Consider the following 16,079-nt stretch of genomic DNA (forward strand, 5'->3'; position numbering starts at 1 on the left):
TAATGGGGCGTCGGATAGGAGAGCGCCCATGAATGAAAATGTAATAAACTACGAGCAAAGCCTTCAGGCTGAACTTACTGCACTGAGAAATGACTTTTTAGGTGAGTTGAAATCCTCACCCAATGAGTTTACACATAACCTTGCCAACACTTTAGAAGTTAATCCGCCAAATAAGTGGTTAGATATTGTGGTGGAAAAGATTAATCCGGAGCAATTCCCACAATACGATCGGCTGATGAAAGTCGAGGCTGCACTTTGTCAAATGGAGATCGGCCAATTTGGTTACTGTTGCGATTGTGAACAAGCGATTGAGCCTGAGCTGCTAGAGCAAGACCCTGCAACTCAGCGCTGTATAAGTTGTAAAGCTAAGGCTGCAAGAAGTGTGGATATGCAGCAAAAATAGTTGCAGGAAAATACACGATATTAGCAATCAATTGTTGTGCTTGTTGTTCATTCAGCGCTAGTCTTGAGTTGAGCACAACAAATGCTTGCTGTTGTGACCACCCTTGGTAGTGCAAGCCCAAATCTACTTCCATTATTGTTAGCAATAACATCTTATGCTGTTTTCTTACTTTTTTACATTTGGCAACCGATGCTGGCAAATTAACAAAGCCGTCTCGCCAGTTTAGCCCTTCTAACCTTTTACAACTATCTGGTAGCAACTCTAAGATGTAAGGGCGATGTAGATTTGGCATCACCAGCGGTACTGTATTTGTATCATGTACAGTAAGCTTAGTTAAGTTAGCCAATACCTTGTTAGGTGAAGTCTTTATGGAACCATAAAAGTTTAGTTTAGATTGATACCACTCTTTACCATTGGGAAGCTGATGTAAACCAAGCATTGCTCTTGGCTTGTAGCTGTTTAAGTAACTAATCAAGTCATCACGTGATTGGAGTGCGATATCAGCAGAAGTCAACTGTTCCAGTAATCCCTGGTGTTCGAGTCGGTTCAGCCTAATATTGCTTTCACTTGCCTCTACCAGCTTTGATTTGACGAATAAAAACCATTTATCAACTACTTCAGTACTCACCTTTTCTTGAATATACGTTACCACAGGTACATTACCAGGCCAGGGCAAGTAGCGCTCGGGGTAGCGCTGCTGAATTCTTAGATAATCTAATTCAGAATGTATAGCTACATTGGATGAGAGCAATTTATTTGAAAGGATTGAATGCCTACGCTCTAGATACGCTTCAGTAAACGGAAGCTCGTTGATCTTCAAGTCAGACTGTCTATACAGTGCGCTATTTAACGCGCGTAATTCTGAGCTGAACTCTTGCTCATTGAGGGAGAGGTTACTATCTCCACATGCAGTTAACGTGGAAAGTAGGATTGAGGTTAACAAGGCTAAAGAATACTTTTTCATGGCTTAACTTCATATCTGAGAATCAAAAAAGCCCCTTTCGGGGCTTTTTTATTAAAGGCTAATGCCTTTGCGCTGTGCTTTGTCTTTAATGTAGGTTTCCCAACTCTTCGCAAACTTACGAGTACTCGGGTCATCCTGCGCCTTCACGATTGCTGCGTGGGCTTGCTTAAATTTGCCCTGATAGAAGTAAGCTTCTGCAAGATCTGCATATGCACTTCCTTTTTTATCAGTACCAAGTTCAAGCGCCTTATTCAGCCTTACTACCGCAGCACTATATTTTTGTGCTTGATGTAGCAAGCTACCAGCTCGGCGATAAAGATCGGCATCATCATCCATTTTCGCTGCTTCTTCATAGAATTTTGCAGCGTCAGTGATTTCTTTAGCTTGATGATAATAACTTGCAAGTGCTGTTAGGTTCTGCTTTGTACGTTCAATCTTGCCATCTTTGATGGCTTTTTCGAAAGTTTGAGCAGCGCGCCAAGGGTTATCTGTTAAAGAGTATAGACTACCAAGGATTTTGTAGTCATTCTCTTTTGCAAAATAGCCTTTGTCATACGCAACCTTCATTACAGTCATACCTTTACTGTAATCTTCAGTTTGCAAATAAAAACCACCAAGTTGAGTCCACACTTTAGGGTCTTCTGGGAAAACTCTAACCAGTTCTTCACCAACTTTCACAGCATTTTTGAACTGCTTCAGTTCAAAATAAGCCGCTACTTTCATCAGATAGTACTGTTTATTAGGCTCTTCTACACCGGCAATTGCTTTATCAGCAGGAGCAATAACGTTTTTGAATTGCTTCAACTCATAATATGCCTGTGCAATACGGCCATATACTTTTCCATCAGTTTCACCAGTGAAATCCATCCAAGCTTCATAGGCTTTAATACCTTCTGCGTACTTTTCAGTACCCAATAAAAGGTCACCTAATAGCTTCATGATGTCCGCTTGATCTTTAAAATTAAGCGCGTCTGGTGCAATTGCTTGACGAGTATATTTAATGGCCTCGGCGTAATTTTCTTTTTGAGCATACAGCTGGCCCAGGTAGCGGTTAACCGTTGCTTTGTCAAACTCATCAGAAGGGTCTAGCTCACGAAGCATTGCTATTGCTTCATCCACTTTCTCTTCGTTATATAAGTCGAAAGCTTGGGCAACTTTTTTACCTACCCGCTCACCCATGATTTTAGTTTTTGCCGCTTTACGCTTTTCTATTTCTTCATAGTTCGGCGCAGCAGAAACTGATCCTGAGTACGTACCACCAGTCAGTGCGATAAGAAGAGCAAGAGCTGTAAATTTAGGTAAACTTTTCATATCCTGCCTCCTTAGTCTTGGTTCAATGTAAAATCAAGCTGAACAGTGATGCCCGGCTGTTTCTGTGGTTTACCATCAACAACCTTTGGACGGTATTTCCACTTACGAAGCGCACGTTTAGCTTCACGGTCAAATATACGCTTTGGTTCAGCTTCAATAACTTCGATGTCTTCAACACCACCAAGTTCATTGATTGTGAATGATAAGCGTACCCAACCTTCTTTGCCATCACGAGCAGCTTGCGGTGGATATTTAGGCTCAATTCGAACGATAGGTGTTGCATCACCATCGCGACCGAACTCACCTGGTCCAGATAAACCACCTGCTGTACCACCTAGATCAATACTAGGCATATTAAAGCCGATGTTACCACCAGTCGGATCAGCAACGTCAGGCTGAGGCGGCTGCGGCTTAGGCGGCTGTTTAGGCGGTGGCGGCGGCGGAGGCGGGACACGCTTCCGCTGCTGCACCTTCGATTCAGGTGGATTCGACATAATCTCGACTACGATCTGTTCTTTTTGAACATCTGCCCTATCCGCTCCGCCGGAGATAAGATATGACATAAAAAAGAACAAGCCGAGAGTTACTGCCCCACCTGCTAGAAGTGAAAACAGAAGTCGAATCATTACTGATCTCCAGCTATTGAAATCTTCAGGTTGTCGCCAGTCGCTTTGATCTGATCCATAACCTTCACTACTACGCCGTGTTTCGCGCCTTTGTCAGCTTGAATAATTATCACGTCTGTAGGTTGCTCGGCCATTAGACTTTCAAGGTTAGCACTTACACGTTCAACATCAACTTGACGCTTATCCATCCAAATCTCGCCGTTTTCACGGATTGCGATGAAGATGTTCGCGTTCTTAGTTTTTTGTGCTTGTGCCGCTTTTGGCTTGTTAACCTCAATACCAGCTTCTTTAACAAAAGAAGTGGTTACGATGAAGAAGATAAGCATGATGAATACGATGTCTAGCATCGGCGTCATATCTACTGCTGCATCTTCCTCTTCACGAAAACGTTGTTTACGTGCCATAGTTCAATCTCTCTCTAGTGATGAGGCAAGCTATCAACTAGCTTTTCTTTAGCCATTTTTGCGCGCGCTTCTAAACGCGTGCTAAAGAAAACACCTGATAGTGCCGCAACCATTCCAGCCATTGTTGGTACCGTAGCCATTGAAATGCCTGAAGCCATTAATCGTGCGTTACCCGTACCTTGAGTAGCCATTGTCTCGAATACTGTGATCATACCTGTCACTGTACCTAAAAGACCGATTAAAGGACACATTGCAACCAATGTTTTGATAATCAACATACGCTCATCTAATTTTTCAGACGCTTCAGAAATCCATGCATCGCGGATTCTGTGTGCGTACCAAGACGTAGTATCTTGGCGGGCGTCCCACTTAGTGACTATTTCCTTGTGTATTTTAGGAAATTCACCTAGTAGGAACCAATAGCGCTCAATCATTAAAACCCACATTAGAAAGAGTGCTATTGCGACCACGTATAATACATCGCCGCCTGTAGCAACAAAATCCCTGATAGATTCCCATATCTCCATCAGGACTAACATTAGGCTTTCTCCTTCTCCGCGTGAGCGGCAACAATACCTGCGCTTTGCTCATCTAGGATGTGTAGAACCGCTTTACTACGACCAGCAACAACAGCGTGAAGTAGAATTAGTGGTAGAGCTGCAATTAGACCTAGTGCTGTAGTTACTAGCGCTAGAGAGATGTTACCAGCCATGATCTTCGGATCACCAGTACCGTATAGCGTGATTGATTCGAACGTCATGATCATACCAACAACCGTACCTAGTAGACCTAGTAGTGGCGCGATAGCCGCTAGGATCTTGATGATATTTACACCCATCTCAATACGTGGAGTTTCACGTAAGATAGCTTCGTCAAGTTTAAGCTCTAGGTTTTCAACGTCTTGGTCTTTATTATCGTGGTAAACTTTCAAGATACGGCCAAGTGGGTTGTTTGTGTTCGGGTTATTCGCGTTTTTAATTTGCGCTTTGATTTTGCCGCTCACGATGAATAGGTCAAGCATACGGATAACCGCAATCAACGCACCTAAGATAAGTAGTGCAGTGATAATATAACCAACCGTGTCGCCTTGGTGCCAACGCTCTTCCATTGTTGCACGCTGAGTATTAAGTTGTAATAGTGAACCACGAGTTGGGTCAACTGCAAACTTAACGTATTGATCAGCAGATGCACCGATAAGGCTCGCAACACCGCCTAACTCACCACCTGGCTGCTTACCTAGTGGCACGATTTGCTTGTTCTCCGCATCATAGATAACATAACCGTCTTTTGTAACAAGGTTGAAGTTACCTACACGCGTTACTTCTTTAACGTTAATGTCACCACTTAGCTCTGCAACTTCAGCTTCAAATTTTGAAACTTTTGCAGACTCAGTCATTTCAGTCTGGAAAGCAATCCAAAGGTCTTCAAGTTCACGAGTAGTAGGAAGTTCTTTCGCTTCCGCTAGTGAACGAAGTACTTCAGCACGCCCAGGCTTTTCAGCACTTACAAGTGATGCTTCAATTGAGCCAATAGCATCAGCTGCTGAACGACGAACAACACCAAACATCTCACCTAGAGTACCTTTAGCGTTTTCTAGTTCAACTTCTTTTTCCGCAAGTGTGATTTCGTTTTGCTTAAACTGCTCGTTTAAACGATCGCCACGTGCTTTTTCAGCGGCTAAGTCACGTTTTGCTTTGTTCAATAAAGCTTGCTTGTCAGCACGGTCGTTTAAGAACTCTTGCTCACGTTGCTTGTTGATTTTACCTTCAGAAATACGGTTTTGCTTAACCTGCTCTAAAATTTTGTCTAAGGCTTCAGTGTTCGCGTGTGCATTTAGCGCGGCACCAGCAGAAACTGTTAACGCTGCAGCAACTGCAAAACCTTTAAATAGTTTCTTCATCATTAATTACTCCGCGCCAAAGATAGGTAGATCGATAAGTTCAGGAGCCGCTTGCTTACGAGCGATACGGATCATGCTCTTAACTGGCTTAAGATATTCTTCGCCAAGTTGTTCCCACTGCTTAGTACTGTTATTCCAAACCCAAGCGTGTTTTTGGTCAAACGACTGAGCAACGTATGCGATACGGCCAAGACGTGCGAAGTCAACATTGATGTTTTTACCGTTTTGTTCAAGTGAACCCTGGCTTGACACGATAGTTGTACTGTAGTCAGTTTCAATAGTATAAGCTTCAAGCACCTGACGGAACTTTTCAGAAGTCGTTACAGAAGAGTTCGTCATAATGCTACGAAGTCTCTCAACACGCTCTAGACGTGATTCTTGATTAAACGGAACGTCCGCTTTGATGAATTGCTCAAGCGTATCGATCATGCGATACATCAAAGGCACAACGTCCTGTTTTGTCTTATCAATAGTACCAATTTGACGCTCAAGAGACTCAATACCAGCATTCTGGTCTGCTACAAGGCGTGCAACGTGGTCGTTGTACACTTTTAGCAGTTCTGTTTCGTCGATAAGACCACGGTATTCAGCGATCATTTCTTGAGACTGACCATATAGGTTATCAATCTTTTCTTGAGACTTTTTAGCAGCCGTTTGAGTTTGTTGACCTACTTTTTGTATGTCATTCAAAGGATCTGCAATCACATTGCTGCTTGCAAAAGCTGTCGCGCCTAAAAGCGCCGTAGCTACAAGGCTCTTTCTGATTTTAACAGACATAGTTCCCAACCAATTAAGTAATGTTACTTTTATAATTTTTGCGCTCTTAATACGTAGTAAGAGCAACCCTGACATCATTTGACAGATATCAACCGTTCAATAATGCTAAATGCAACACGATGTGTCAACTTCGCTGTGAAAACATTTTTTGTCAATAAATAAGTAATAATTATATAGAAAACAAAAAATTAACATCAAAAACACAGCAAAAGATACAGAACTCTCGTAAAACCAACCTTTTGCATACGCTATTTACAATGCTTTACATCAGATTTATTCCAATAAGCTGAATAGATATTCCACATAAATATAATGAATAAACATAAAAAACAGCAAGATAAACAAAGTATGTCATTGTATTATGCGAAAATTATTTCATCGTCTGCAAATTAGCGCAAAATTTGTTTATCTATCCCAAATCTCTTGATCTATTTTTTCCTGTAAAATTCGTACGAATTCAGCGACGTGTAGACCATCCATTAACGCATGGTGTACCTCGATACAAAATGGCATGGTTCCATCTGCTTTGTTGTATTTTCCGAAAACAAATTTAGGAATGCCAAAGTCATCTCTACTGTGCCTTGCATGATTGAAACTAGAAAATGACAACCAGGGTAGAATTGACACATGGACACAATTTGGGGATAGACTTTCTGATAAAAACTGCTCACTAAGTAACGGCCCATCCAGTTGTTCAGCTTTACAGTGAAGATTCATACTAATGAAGCGCTTAAAGTCACGCTCAGGTGCCAACCTTACAAACCTAAAAGTTTCATCATCACGCAGAAATACACTGCTAATTTCCACTTCATCGTACTCAACAACATCACTTGACTCAATACGATAACGGATTGGGGCGTATTGCTGTAATGCCAGTTGTAGAGCATACAAGCATGTTAGTGAGAAAGGCGTTTCAGTTCGCTTACTCAGCTCGTATAAGCGCCGCATTTGCAAAGTAACAGTCACAGAGAAAAACGGCTGTTCAAACTCATTGAAAAAAGCGTAGTGTTCTTTACGGGGCCAAGCTTCTAGAGAAATTTTCTTTTTCATACAAAAAAAGGGGCTTGCGCCCCTCTCTAAATCAGTTAAACGGCTCCACTATTATAGCCCGTTTTTAATGATCTCTTGTGCTAATTTGTCTGCAATTATATGCGTAGAAATTTGCTCTTGTTCAGATCGCTTGAAGATTTCTGTCAGCGTATCGTAAATACCTTCAACATGCTTAGTTGCTGCCGCTTCATCATAACCTTCAGGTTTCGTTTCATAATAAACGTTAATGATACCGCCAGCATTTATCACATAATCAGGGGCATACAAAACGCCCTTTTCGCGAATAATTTCACCATGGCGCGATTCAGCCAGCTGATTATTTGCACATCCAGCAATAATCTTCGCTTTTAAGCGAGGGATAGTGTCGTCATTAATGGTTGCACCTAACGCACACGGCGCATAAACATCAACGTCTAAGTCATAAATTTCATCGATACTGACAGCTGTTGCGTTAAAATCATTAACAACACGCTGTACTGACTCTTGGTTAATGTCGGTAACAAAAAGCTCTGCGCCTGCTTCGTGAAGGTATTTGCATAATGTGTATGCCACAGCGCCTAAACCTTGTACAGCAACTTTAACTCCAGCGAGATCTTCGTGACCATGCTTATGTTGATATGCCGCTTTGATGCCAAGGAAAGTACCTAATGCGGTAAAAGGAGATGGGTTACCGCTTTTGCCCTCTAGCCCCATCACATAATTTGTTTCTTTATGCATGGTCATTACATCACCAGTTGTGATGTTTACATCTTCGGCTGAGTAATAGCTGCCACCTAAACGTTCTAGATGTCTTCCGAATGCACGAAATAACGCTTCTGATTTTATTGTTTTCGCGTCACCAATGATCACCGATTTACCTCCACCAAAAGGCAGTCGTGCAACGGCATTTTTATATGTCATCCCTTTTGATAGACGTAAAACATCATACACAGCATCTTCATCTGACGCATAGTTCCATAATCGGCAGCCACCTACCGCTGGCCCCAACGTAGTATTGTGAACAGCAATGATAGCTTTTAAGCCAGACGCTTCGTCCGAGCAAAACACGACTTGCTCATGATTATCAAATTCAACTTGGTTAAATACAGCCACTTTCTTTTTCTCCAAAATTATCAATCCCACTTGGGCATGCTGTTTGATGTTAGGTAATATTACGACTCATCAAACGCAAATAGCGCTGAAATTGGCTAGACTCTATCACTAACTTTAGCACCATTCCACAAATTGAGATGATATAAACCCATTTGCACTCAAATACAAATATAAAATCCAACAAATTATAAAATGAAGGCAAATATATCCCAAAAAACAGTCTTTAATCAGAATTTAATCTAAGTTATTTGAATTTCCCGAAGTTACTGTTTACGTAAACGGAAAGCACTTTGATAATGTAAACTATCTCATACAGAAAAAGGGAGGCATATGCCTCCCTTTTCTCTGTTACGATGCCTTAACTAAGCTTACTATCTAGCTCTTCAATTTTGGCTTTCCAAATAGCAGGGCCCTGAGTGTGGGCATTTTCACCGTTGCTGTCGACAGCAACGGTTACTGGCATGTCTTCTACTTCAAACTCGTAGATAGCTTCCATACCTAAGTCTTCAAATGCTACAACGCGTGACTTCTTAATCGCTTTTGCCACTAAATATGCAGCACCGCCAACAGCCATTAGATAGACGGATTTATTTTGTTTGATCGACTCAACCGTCGCAGGCCCACGCTCAGCCTTACCAATCATACCGATAAGTCCCGTCTTCTCTAACATTAAGTCAGTAAACTTATCCATACGTGTAGATGTGGTAGGACCTGCAGGGCCTACAACTTCGTCGCCAACAGCGTCCACAGGACCTACGTAGTAAATAAACTTATTAGTAAAGTCGACGCCTTCTGGTAGCCCTTCACCTGAGTTGATCATTTCTTGGAGGCGCTTGTGAGCAGCATCACGACCAGTGAGAATTTTACCCGAAAGTAATACTGTTTCACCCATCTTCCACTCTTGGATATCGTCTTTAGTCAGTGTGTCTAAGTTAACACGTCGAGTATCTTCACCGACTTCCCAAGTTACTTCTGGCCAATCTTCAAGTTTTGGTGCTTTCAAGTCGGCAGGGCCTGAACCATCAAGAGTAAAATGCACGTGACGAGTAGCTGCACAGTTAGGGATCATAACAACTGGCTTAGATGCAGCGTGGGTTGGTGCAGTTTTAATTTTGACATCAACAACCGTTGTTAAGCCACCAAGACCTTGTGCACCAATACCTAACTTATTAGCACGCTCAAAAATTTCTAGACGTAGCTTTTCTTCCGCTGTTTCAGCGCCACGCTCCATTAATTCATGGATATCGACCGGATCCATTAATGATTCTTTCGCAAGTACCGCTGCTTTTTCCGCAGTACCACCGATACCTATACCCAACATCCCCGGTGGACACCAGCCAGCGCCCATGGCAGGTAACGTTTTCTCTACCCACTCGGCTACATCATCAGATGGGTTTAACATCACCATTTTAGTTTTGTTTTCTGAGCCACCGCCTTTGGCAGCGATCATCACTTCAACTTCAGCACCTGGTACCATATCAATATGAACAACAGATGGCGTGTTGTCTTTGGTGTTTTTACGACTACCAGCAGGATCAGCGACAATTGATGCACGCAGCGGGTTGTCTGGATTGGTGTATGCGCGTCGTGTACCTTCATCTACCATCTGTTGAACAGTTAAGTCCGTTTTGTCCCACTTAACATCCATACCTACTTTAACAAAGCAAGTAACGATACCGGTATCTTGGCACAACGGACGTTTACCTTCAGCTGACATCCGTGAGTTGATAAGAATTTGCGCAATCGCATCTTTTGCAGCCTTACTTTGTTCTTTTTCGTAGGCCTTCTCTAACGCTTGGACAAAATCAAGTGGGTGATAAAATGAGATATATTGAAGCGCATCTTCAATGCTATCAATAAAGTCTTGCTGACGGATTGTGCTCATGACGGTTCCTCAATTTTCGACGGTATGGTTCAGGATTGAAACGCTACGCTGGCAATTGTTGTTATTCAGCGTCAGAAAGTCAATTTCAATACCTTGAACTATGGAATAGCAAGCAACTATGATAACCTCCTCGCCCGTTTGGGGCTAGCTTTGCAGGTCAAGTAAATGATAAATGAGCAAATAAACTGTGTTAAATTAGACATTCAACTGAGTGCAGTTGAACTTTTTGAATACTTTGCAAACGAAACGCAAGCGATCCTGTTAGATTCGTGTGATTCTGAACATATCAACAGTCGCTACCACATTATCGCTTTTGAACCTTTGCATACACTTGAAGCGCGGGACGGTGCCATTTATTTAGACGGTAAAATAATGGATCAATCTGCTTTTACCATCATGAAAAGTAAACTGGCATTAATGAATCAAAGTCAAGCTAGCCATGGTTTACCATTTACTGGGGGATGGCTTGGCTATTTTGGTTACGACTTTGGCCGCTACATTGAACAAATTCCCAGTACAGCCGACCAAGATATTTCGCTTCCTGATACGCATATCGGGCTGTACCCTGATGCACTTATTTTTGATAAAACCGCTAATGCGTGGTTCTACGTCTCTCAACCAAAAACCGATAGACTAGCAAATTACTTGAGCCGTATAGAAGCGCCCTCGTGCTACAACGCATTTACTCTCACATCAACGTGGCGTTCAAACATGTCTCAAACACAGTACGAGGATAAGTTTAACAAGATTCAAGCATATTTACTCAGTGGGGACTGCTACCAAATCAATCTCGCACAGCGTTTCAGCGCAACATATGATGGTGCTCCTTGGCTTGCCTATAAGAAACTTAGAAATAGCAATCGTGCACCATTTTCAGCGTTTTACACACTTGGAAATAGCGCAGTGCTATCTGTATCTCCTGAGCGTTTCATCCAAGTAAAAAATAATGTTGTTGAGACTAAACCAATTAAAGGAACCCTGCCTCGTTTGCCCGATGAGCAAGCCGACCTTGTGCAAGCAAAAGCACTTCGCAACAGCACCAAAGATCGCGCTGAAAATGTCATGATTGTTGATTTGCTTAGAAATGATTTAGGTAAAGTAGCTAAACCAGGCTCAGTCACAGTACCTGCTCTTTTTGATATTGAGAGCTTTCCTGCGGTTCACCACTTAGTCAGCACAATCACTTCCGAATTGGCCGAAGGCAAATGCGCGGTGGATCAATTAGAGGCCGCATTCCCTGGCGGTTCAATTACTGGCGCCCCCAAAATAAGAGCAATGGAGATAATCGAAGAGCTTGAGCCGCATAGACGTAGCGTTTATTGTGGGTCGATAGGATACCTAAGTGCATGTGGAAATATGGATACATCCATCACTATTCGTACATTAGTTTGTCATCAAAATAAAATTTATTGTTGGGCAGGTGGTGGTATAGTAAAGGACTCTCAAGCCCAGCTTGAGTACGAGGAAACGTATCATAAAGTAAACAAGATTTTACCAGTATTAAATGAAAACTGATCAAGTAATCTCGCAATTTTTACTGGCGTCATCAGCTGCGCCAGTGCAGCAAACAAAAGGCGCTGTGCATACGACTAAAAATCAAGCTGCACGAAAAAATACTGTGCACAGTGCAGTATTACTTCCTATCGTAAGCGTCCATGACCGCGCACACCTACTCTTTTGTAAACGCAGTAATATTCTAAACAGTCATCCAAGTCAGATCTGCTTCCCAGGTGGTAAAGTCGAACAACAAGACGCCAATATTATTAATACAGCGCTTAGGGAAACCGAAGAAGAAATTGGTTTGTCTATCACAGAATCTCAAGTGTTAGGTACGCTGCCCTTATTGAGCACGTTGACAGGCTATCAAATCACTCCCGTCGTAGCTAAGGTACATCAGCATGCCAAATGGCTAGGACAAAGTGCCGAAGTCCAGCATACTTTTGTGCTTCCTTTGAAACAGCTCAAGGCACAAAAAAATTGGCAGACCTTCAATTTTATCCATAAAGGAGAGTCAGTCTCTCTTGAAGGGTTTATGACGCCTCATGGTTTACTATGGGGCGCGACAGCTAAAATCGTAAAACAGTTTATCCAGCTAGTGTAGCCATAAGTGATTAGACTCATTGTTTTGAGATCTTTTATGTAGTTTCGCGCTCGCTCTCCCTTTTTTGACGTTTGTGGTCCATAAAAATAGCCTTGCCCCATCAGTTTTGCCGAATTTGGGTTACTTCCCTCTACAGACACGTTATGATGACGTCCGTTTTAAAGGCAATGTGAGTAAAATTTATGATCAGTGCATTCGATATGTTCAGTATCGGTATTGGACCTTCCTCCTCTCATACTGTTGGACCAATGCGTGCTTCTAGGCTTTTTGTTCAAGACTTATTAGCACAAGGCATTATTGATAATATCACCTCGGTGAAAGTAGAGCTTTATGGCTCATTGGGTCAAACTGGAATTGGGCATGGCTCTGGCAAGGCAGTCATTCTAGGACTTGCAGGTTACGACCCTGAAACAATTGACGCAGATCTCGTTCCTGAAATTCTTGATACTATTGAGAATGAACAAGTTATCTATCTTGATAAAAAGTATAAAGTTAAGTTTCCCAAACAAGGGGCTATTGTTTTTCACCGCAGAAAAACACTGCCAAAACATTCAAATGCAATGGAAATCAAGGCATTTAATGGTGAAGAGCTCGTCCATAGTCAAATATATTATTCAATTGGCGGTGGATTTATTGTTACAGACCAAAACTTCGAAGCTGAGAAGCAAGCGGCCCTTGATATTAGAACGGAAAATCCGGCACCTTATCCATTTAATTCAGCAGCTGAGCTATTGGAGATGTGCAAAGAGTCTGGTCTTAGTGTGTCATCCTTGATGATGGCAAACGAAAAGACGCTAAGAAACGAAAGTGAAATTAAAGAAGCGCTTTTTCACATTTGGCAAGTCATGAAAGCCTGTATTGAGCGCGGCATGAAGACCGAAGGCATCCTACCGGGCGGACTAAAAGTACGTCGACGGGCACCAAGTTTATACTTAAAGTTAAGTGTTGAGACGCATCAAGATCCGCTGCGAGCAATGGACTGGGTCGATCTTTTTGCCCTTGCGGTTAATGAAGAAAACGCAGCAGGTGGCCGTGTTGTGACTGCACCGACAAATGGCGCCGCGGGGATTCTTCCTGCTGTGTTGATGTATTACCATACCTTTATCAAAGAAGTTGATATGGAAATTGCGACTCGCTACCTGCTGACAGCAGCCGCTATTGGTATTCTATACAAGAAAAATGCCTCAATTTCAGGCGCTGAAGTTGGTTGTCAGGGTGAAGTTGGTGTTGCCTGCTCTATGGCCGCAGGCGCGCTCACTGAAATTATGGGTGGTAACGTTGTCCATGTTGAAAATGCAGCTGAAATTGGTATGGAGCACAATTTAGGCCTTACTTGCGATCCTGTTGGAGGCTTAGTGCAAGTACCTTGTATAGAGCGTAATGCAATGGGTTCAATTAAAGCGATTAACGCATCGAGACTGGCACTGCGCGGTACTGGCGATCAAAAAGTGTCGTTGGATAAAGTCATTAAAACCATGCTCGATACTGGTAATGACATGAAAACAAAATATAAAGAAACAGCTCGTGGCGGGCTGGCAGTAAATATCATTGAGTGCTAACTGACAATTGTCAGTTCACTTTTTAATATACTTAATGGCATCATGGGTTATCTCGTGATGCCATTTTTTATTGCGGATAACATTACGAAATTATACCAATTTTAATAAACTCTAGATTTGAACCTTCAAGTTGAGTCGAAACAAAGTCTAGATGATATTCTTTATAAGGAGTAATACTGTCATGTCAGGCACTACAATGGTTTTTCTCATCGTACTAATTTGTGTCGGCGGCGGCATCATTAGTGAGATGTACAAGCGACGTTTGGAATTTAAAAAAGCGGGCACTCACACTAAGGAGCAACAAGCACAGCTGCAAGCTGAAATTAATGCGCTAAAATCCCGAGTAGCAGCACTTGAGCAAATTGTAACGGATGAAGGTTACCAATTAAAAAAGGACATAGATAATCTGAATTAGTCTAAACACTGGCGAGCATAGTCAGTTTCAACATATTGGAACTTACCATCCAAGGCGCTGCCTTGCGCTTGGATAGGTTCTCCGTCTCCTCATAATAACCAGAGGCAAAGCTGGTATTTATGTGTAGAGCAAGCACTGATAAGAAAGGCCTGTAGCGAGCTGGCGTTAGGTAGTATGCTTATAGCTCCCTACCTCTCGTAGGGAGCTTACTAATGCGTTAGTTAACCAATTAACCATTTAGCCATAAGTACAATAACGGGTAATGTTACCAGCGTTCTTAGAATAAAAATCAGAAACAATTCCCATAAGTTTACTGGTATTTTGCTTCCCAGAAGCAGTGCACCCACTTCAGACATATAAATTAATTGAGTAACACTCATTGCCGCAACAATAAATCTTGTTGTATCACTTTCAATGGAGCCTGCCGCAAGAATTGATGGAATAAACATATCCGCAAAGCCTACAACGATTGTCTGTGCGGCCTTTTCTGCCTCAGCCACATTTAAAAACTCTAGGAAAGGTACGAATGGAGTACCTAGATACTGAAATATTGGTGTATATTCAGCAATGATAAGAGCAAAAGTACCCACAGCCATAACTACAGGTAACACAGCAAATACCATATCAAGTGCATTATGAAGCCCTTCTTCCACCGTACCTTTTATACCTGGTGCTGTTTTGGCCTTGGTTAATGCAACATCTAAAGAGTGGCGAAGCAATCCTTTACCTTCAGGAACCGCTTCTGAATCTTGGTTATGATCTGTGCCATCAATATAGATGTCTTTTTTAAATCTAAGTGGTGGTAGACGTGGAACAATGATTGCCGCGGCGAAGCCTGCTGCACATACGGTAAGGTAAAATGGCGCAAATAGATGCTCGAGCTTCACTTGGCCTATCACGACCAAACAAAACGTGATGGAAACTGCTGAGAAAGTAGTGCCTATGATGGCCGCCTCTCGCTGTGTGTAATGTTTATCTTCATACTGACGCGCTGTCATCAAAATACCGACGCTACCATCTCCTAGCCACGAAGCGACGCAATTTACCGCACTACGGCCTGGTACGCCAAATAAGGGACGCATCACTTTGGTGAGTAAAGTGCCAACCATCTCGAGTAAACCAAAATTAAGTAATAGTGGCAACAATAACCCAGCGAGGATAAAAACAGAAAACAGCACCGGTAACAGGTCATTAAGTACAAGTGCGCCAGTGTTTTCTGAGTGTATAGCCTCCGGACCAACACCATTGAAAGTAAGCACAATAAACACCATGCCGATAAGTCTGGTTACAAGCCAAACCCAACTGACATCAAATAAGTGTCTTATTATGTTTATTTTTAATAGTGCTTGCGGTTTAAAGAGCTTAATAATCAAACTCATCACCCCTGTGATACAAACAATAGCAACAATCATATCTTTGATAAAAGGCGCAACCTGCGCTTGCAACCACTTTGCCATCACGGCTATTGGAATAGTCATCGCCTCGCCAACAGCAACGGGCGTCATAAATAAAAAAATACCAATCAATGACGGTACGATAAACGCAAACCATGTTTGTAAGGTACTGCGTGTAGCCATAGTGCTCTGTGTCAT

16 protein-coding genes are annotated in these 16,079 nt (G+C 42.3%); 5 read left to right on the forward strand and 11 right to left on the reverse strand.

What is annotated here, in order from left to right; all coding sequences use genetic code 11:
- Positions 1-28: 28 nt before the first annotated feature.
- Positions 29-403 (forward strand): TraR/DksA family transcriptional regulator, encoded by a 375-nt coding sequence (locus J8Z24_RS09890; RefSeq protein WP_125252443.1) that lies wholly within the window; start codon positions 29-31, stop codon positions 401-403.
- On the opposite strand, the gene J8Z24_RS09895 is transcribed toward J8Z24_RS09890, so the two are convergent.
- The 10 genes from J8Z24_RS09895 to J8Z24_RS09940 all read right to left on the reverse strand — a co-directional run bounded on the left by J8Z24_RS09895 (position 366) and on the right by J8Z24_RS09940 (position 10,412).
- Positions 366-1,367: a hypothetical protein gene (locus J8Z24_RS09895; RefSeq protein ID WP_252094612.1), complete on the reverse strand. Its 1,002-nt coding sequence runs from the start codon at positions 1,365-1,367 to the stop codon at positions 366-368. The two genes, J8Z24_RS09890 and J8Z24_RS09895, sit on opposite strands and share 38 nt — an antisense overlap.
- 51 nt (positions 1,368-1,418) lie before the next feature.
- Positions 1,419-2,678, reverse strand: coding sequence for a tetratricopeptide repeat protein (locus tag J8Z24_RS09900; RefSeq protein WP_147390192.1), 1,260 nt, complete (start codon positions 2,676-2,678; stop codon positions 1,419-1,421).
- 11 nt (positions 2,679-2,689) lie between these two features.
- The gene (locus tag J8Z24_RS09905) at positions 2,690-3,304 is read right to left on the reverse strand and encodes an energy transducer TonB (protein WP_125252441.1); all 615 of its coding nucleotides are present in this window, start codon (positions 3,302-3,304) and stop codon (positions 2,690-2,692) included.
- A complete protein-coding gene (locus J8Z24_RS09910) occupies positions 3,304-3,708 on the reverse strand; it encodes an ExbD/TolR family protein (protein ID WP_010606404.1) in 405 nt (134 codons plus the stop codon). The genes J8Z24_RS09905 and J8Z24_RS09910 overlap by 1 nt, the downstream gene beginning before the upstream one ends.
- A 14-nt stretch (positions 3,709-3,722) precedes the next feature.
- Positions 3,723-4,247, reverse strand: a complete 525-nt coding sequence (locus tag J8Z24_RS09915) for a MotA/TolQ/ExbB proton channel family protein (protein WP_125252440.1) — start codon at positions 4,245-4,247, stop codon at positions 3,723-3,725.
- Positions 4,247-5,608, reverse strand: coding sequence for a MotA/TolQ/ExbB proton channel family protein (locus J8Z24_RS09920; protein WP_128730527.1), 1,362 nt, complete (start codon positions 5,606-5,608; stop codon positions 4,247-4,249). The genes J8Z24_RS09915 and J8Z24_RS09920 overlap by 1 nt, the downstream gene beginning before the upstream one ends.
- Before the next feature lie 6 nt (positions 5,609-5,614).
- The gene (locus J8Z24_RS09925) at positions 5,615-6,385 is read right to left on the reverse strand and encodes a DUF3450 domain-containing protein (RefSeq protein ID WP_125252439.1); all 771 of its coding nucleotides are present in this window, start codon (positions 6,383-6,385) and stop codon (positions 5,615-5,617) included.
- A 405-nt stretch (positions 6,386-6,790) separates the two neighbouring features.
- A complete protein-coding gene (locus J8Z24_RS09930; protein WP_128730505.1) occupies positions 6,791-7,435 on the reverse strand; it encodes a CatA-like O-acetyltransferase in 645 nt (214 codons plus the stop codon).
- Between the two features lie 51 nt (positions 7,436-7,486).
- Positions 7,487-8,527 carry a Leu/Phe/Val dehydrogenase gene (locus J8Z24_RS09935; RefSeq protein WP_252094613.1) on the reverse strand — a complete coding sequence of 347 codons (1,041 nt, stop codon included), beginning with the start codon at positions 8,525-8,527 and terminating at the stop codon, positions 7,487-7,489.
- 358 nt (positions 8,528-8,885) lie between these two features.
- The gene (locus tag J8Z24_RS09940) at positions 8,886-10,412 is read right to left on the reverse strand and encodes a fumarate hydratase (RefSeq protein ID WP_125252436.1); all 1,527 of its coding nucleotides are present in this window, start codon (positions 10,410-10,412) and stop codon (positions 8,886-8,888) included.
- A gap of 165 nt (positions 10,413-10,577) precedes the next feature.
- On the opposite strand from J8Z24_RS09940, the gene pabB reads away from it, so the two are divergent.
- From pabB to J8Z24_RS09960, 4 genes are all read left to right on the forward strand, one after another.
- A complete protein-coding gene (gene pabB, locus J8Z24_RS09945; RefSeq protein ID WP_147390189.1) occupies positions 10,578-11,927 on the forward strand; it encodes an aminodeoxychorismate synthase component I in 1,350 nt (449 codons plus the stop codon).
- A complete protein-coding gene (locus tag J8Z24_RS09950) occupies positions 11,917-12,513 on the forward strand; it encodes an NUDIX hydrolase (RefSeq protein WP_252094614.1) in 597 nt (198 codons plus the stop codon). The genes pabB and J8Z24_RS09950 overlap by 11 nt, the downstream gene beginning before the upstream one ends.
- 182 nt (positions 12,514-12,695) lie before the next feature.
- Positions 12,696-14,072, forward strand: a complete 1,377-nt coding sequence (locus J8Z24_RS09955) for an L-serine ammonia-lyase (RefSeq protein ID WP_252094615.1) — start codon at positions 12,696-12,698, stop codon at positions 14,070-14,072.
- Positions 14,073-14,253: 181 nt separating this feature from the next.
- Positions 14,254-14,487, forward strand: a complete 234-nt coding sequence (locus J8Z24_RS09960) for a hypothetical protein (RefSeq protein ID WP_128730510.1) — start codon at positions 14,254-14,256, stop codon at positions 14,485-14,487.
- A gap of 221 nt (positions 14,488-14,708) precedes the next feature.
- Here J8Z24_RS09960 and J8Z24_RS09965 read toward each other — a convergent pair whose 3' ends face one another.
- Positions 14,709-16,079 (reverse strand): YjiH family protein, encoded by a 1,371-nt coding sequence (locus J8Z24_RS09965; protein ID WP_147390186.1) that lies wholly within the window; start codon positions 16,077-16,079, stop codon positions 14,709-14,711.

This window comes from Pseudoalteromonas sp. SCSIO 43201 (assembly GCF_023716725.1).
GTDB lineage: Bacteria > Pseudomonadota > Gammaproteobacteria > Enterobacterales > Alteromonadaceae > Pseudoalteromonas > Pseudoalteromonas peptidolytica.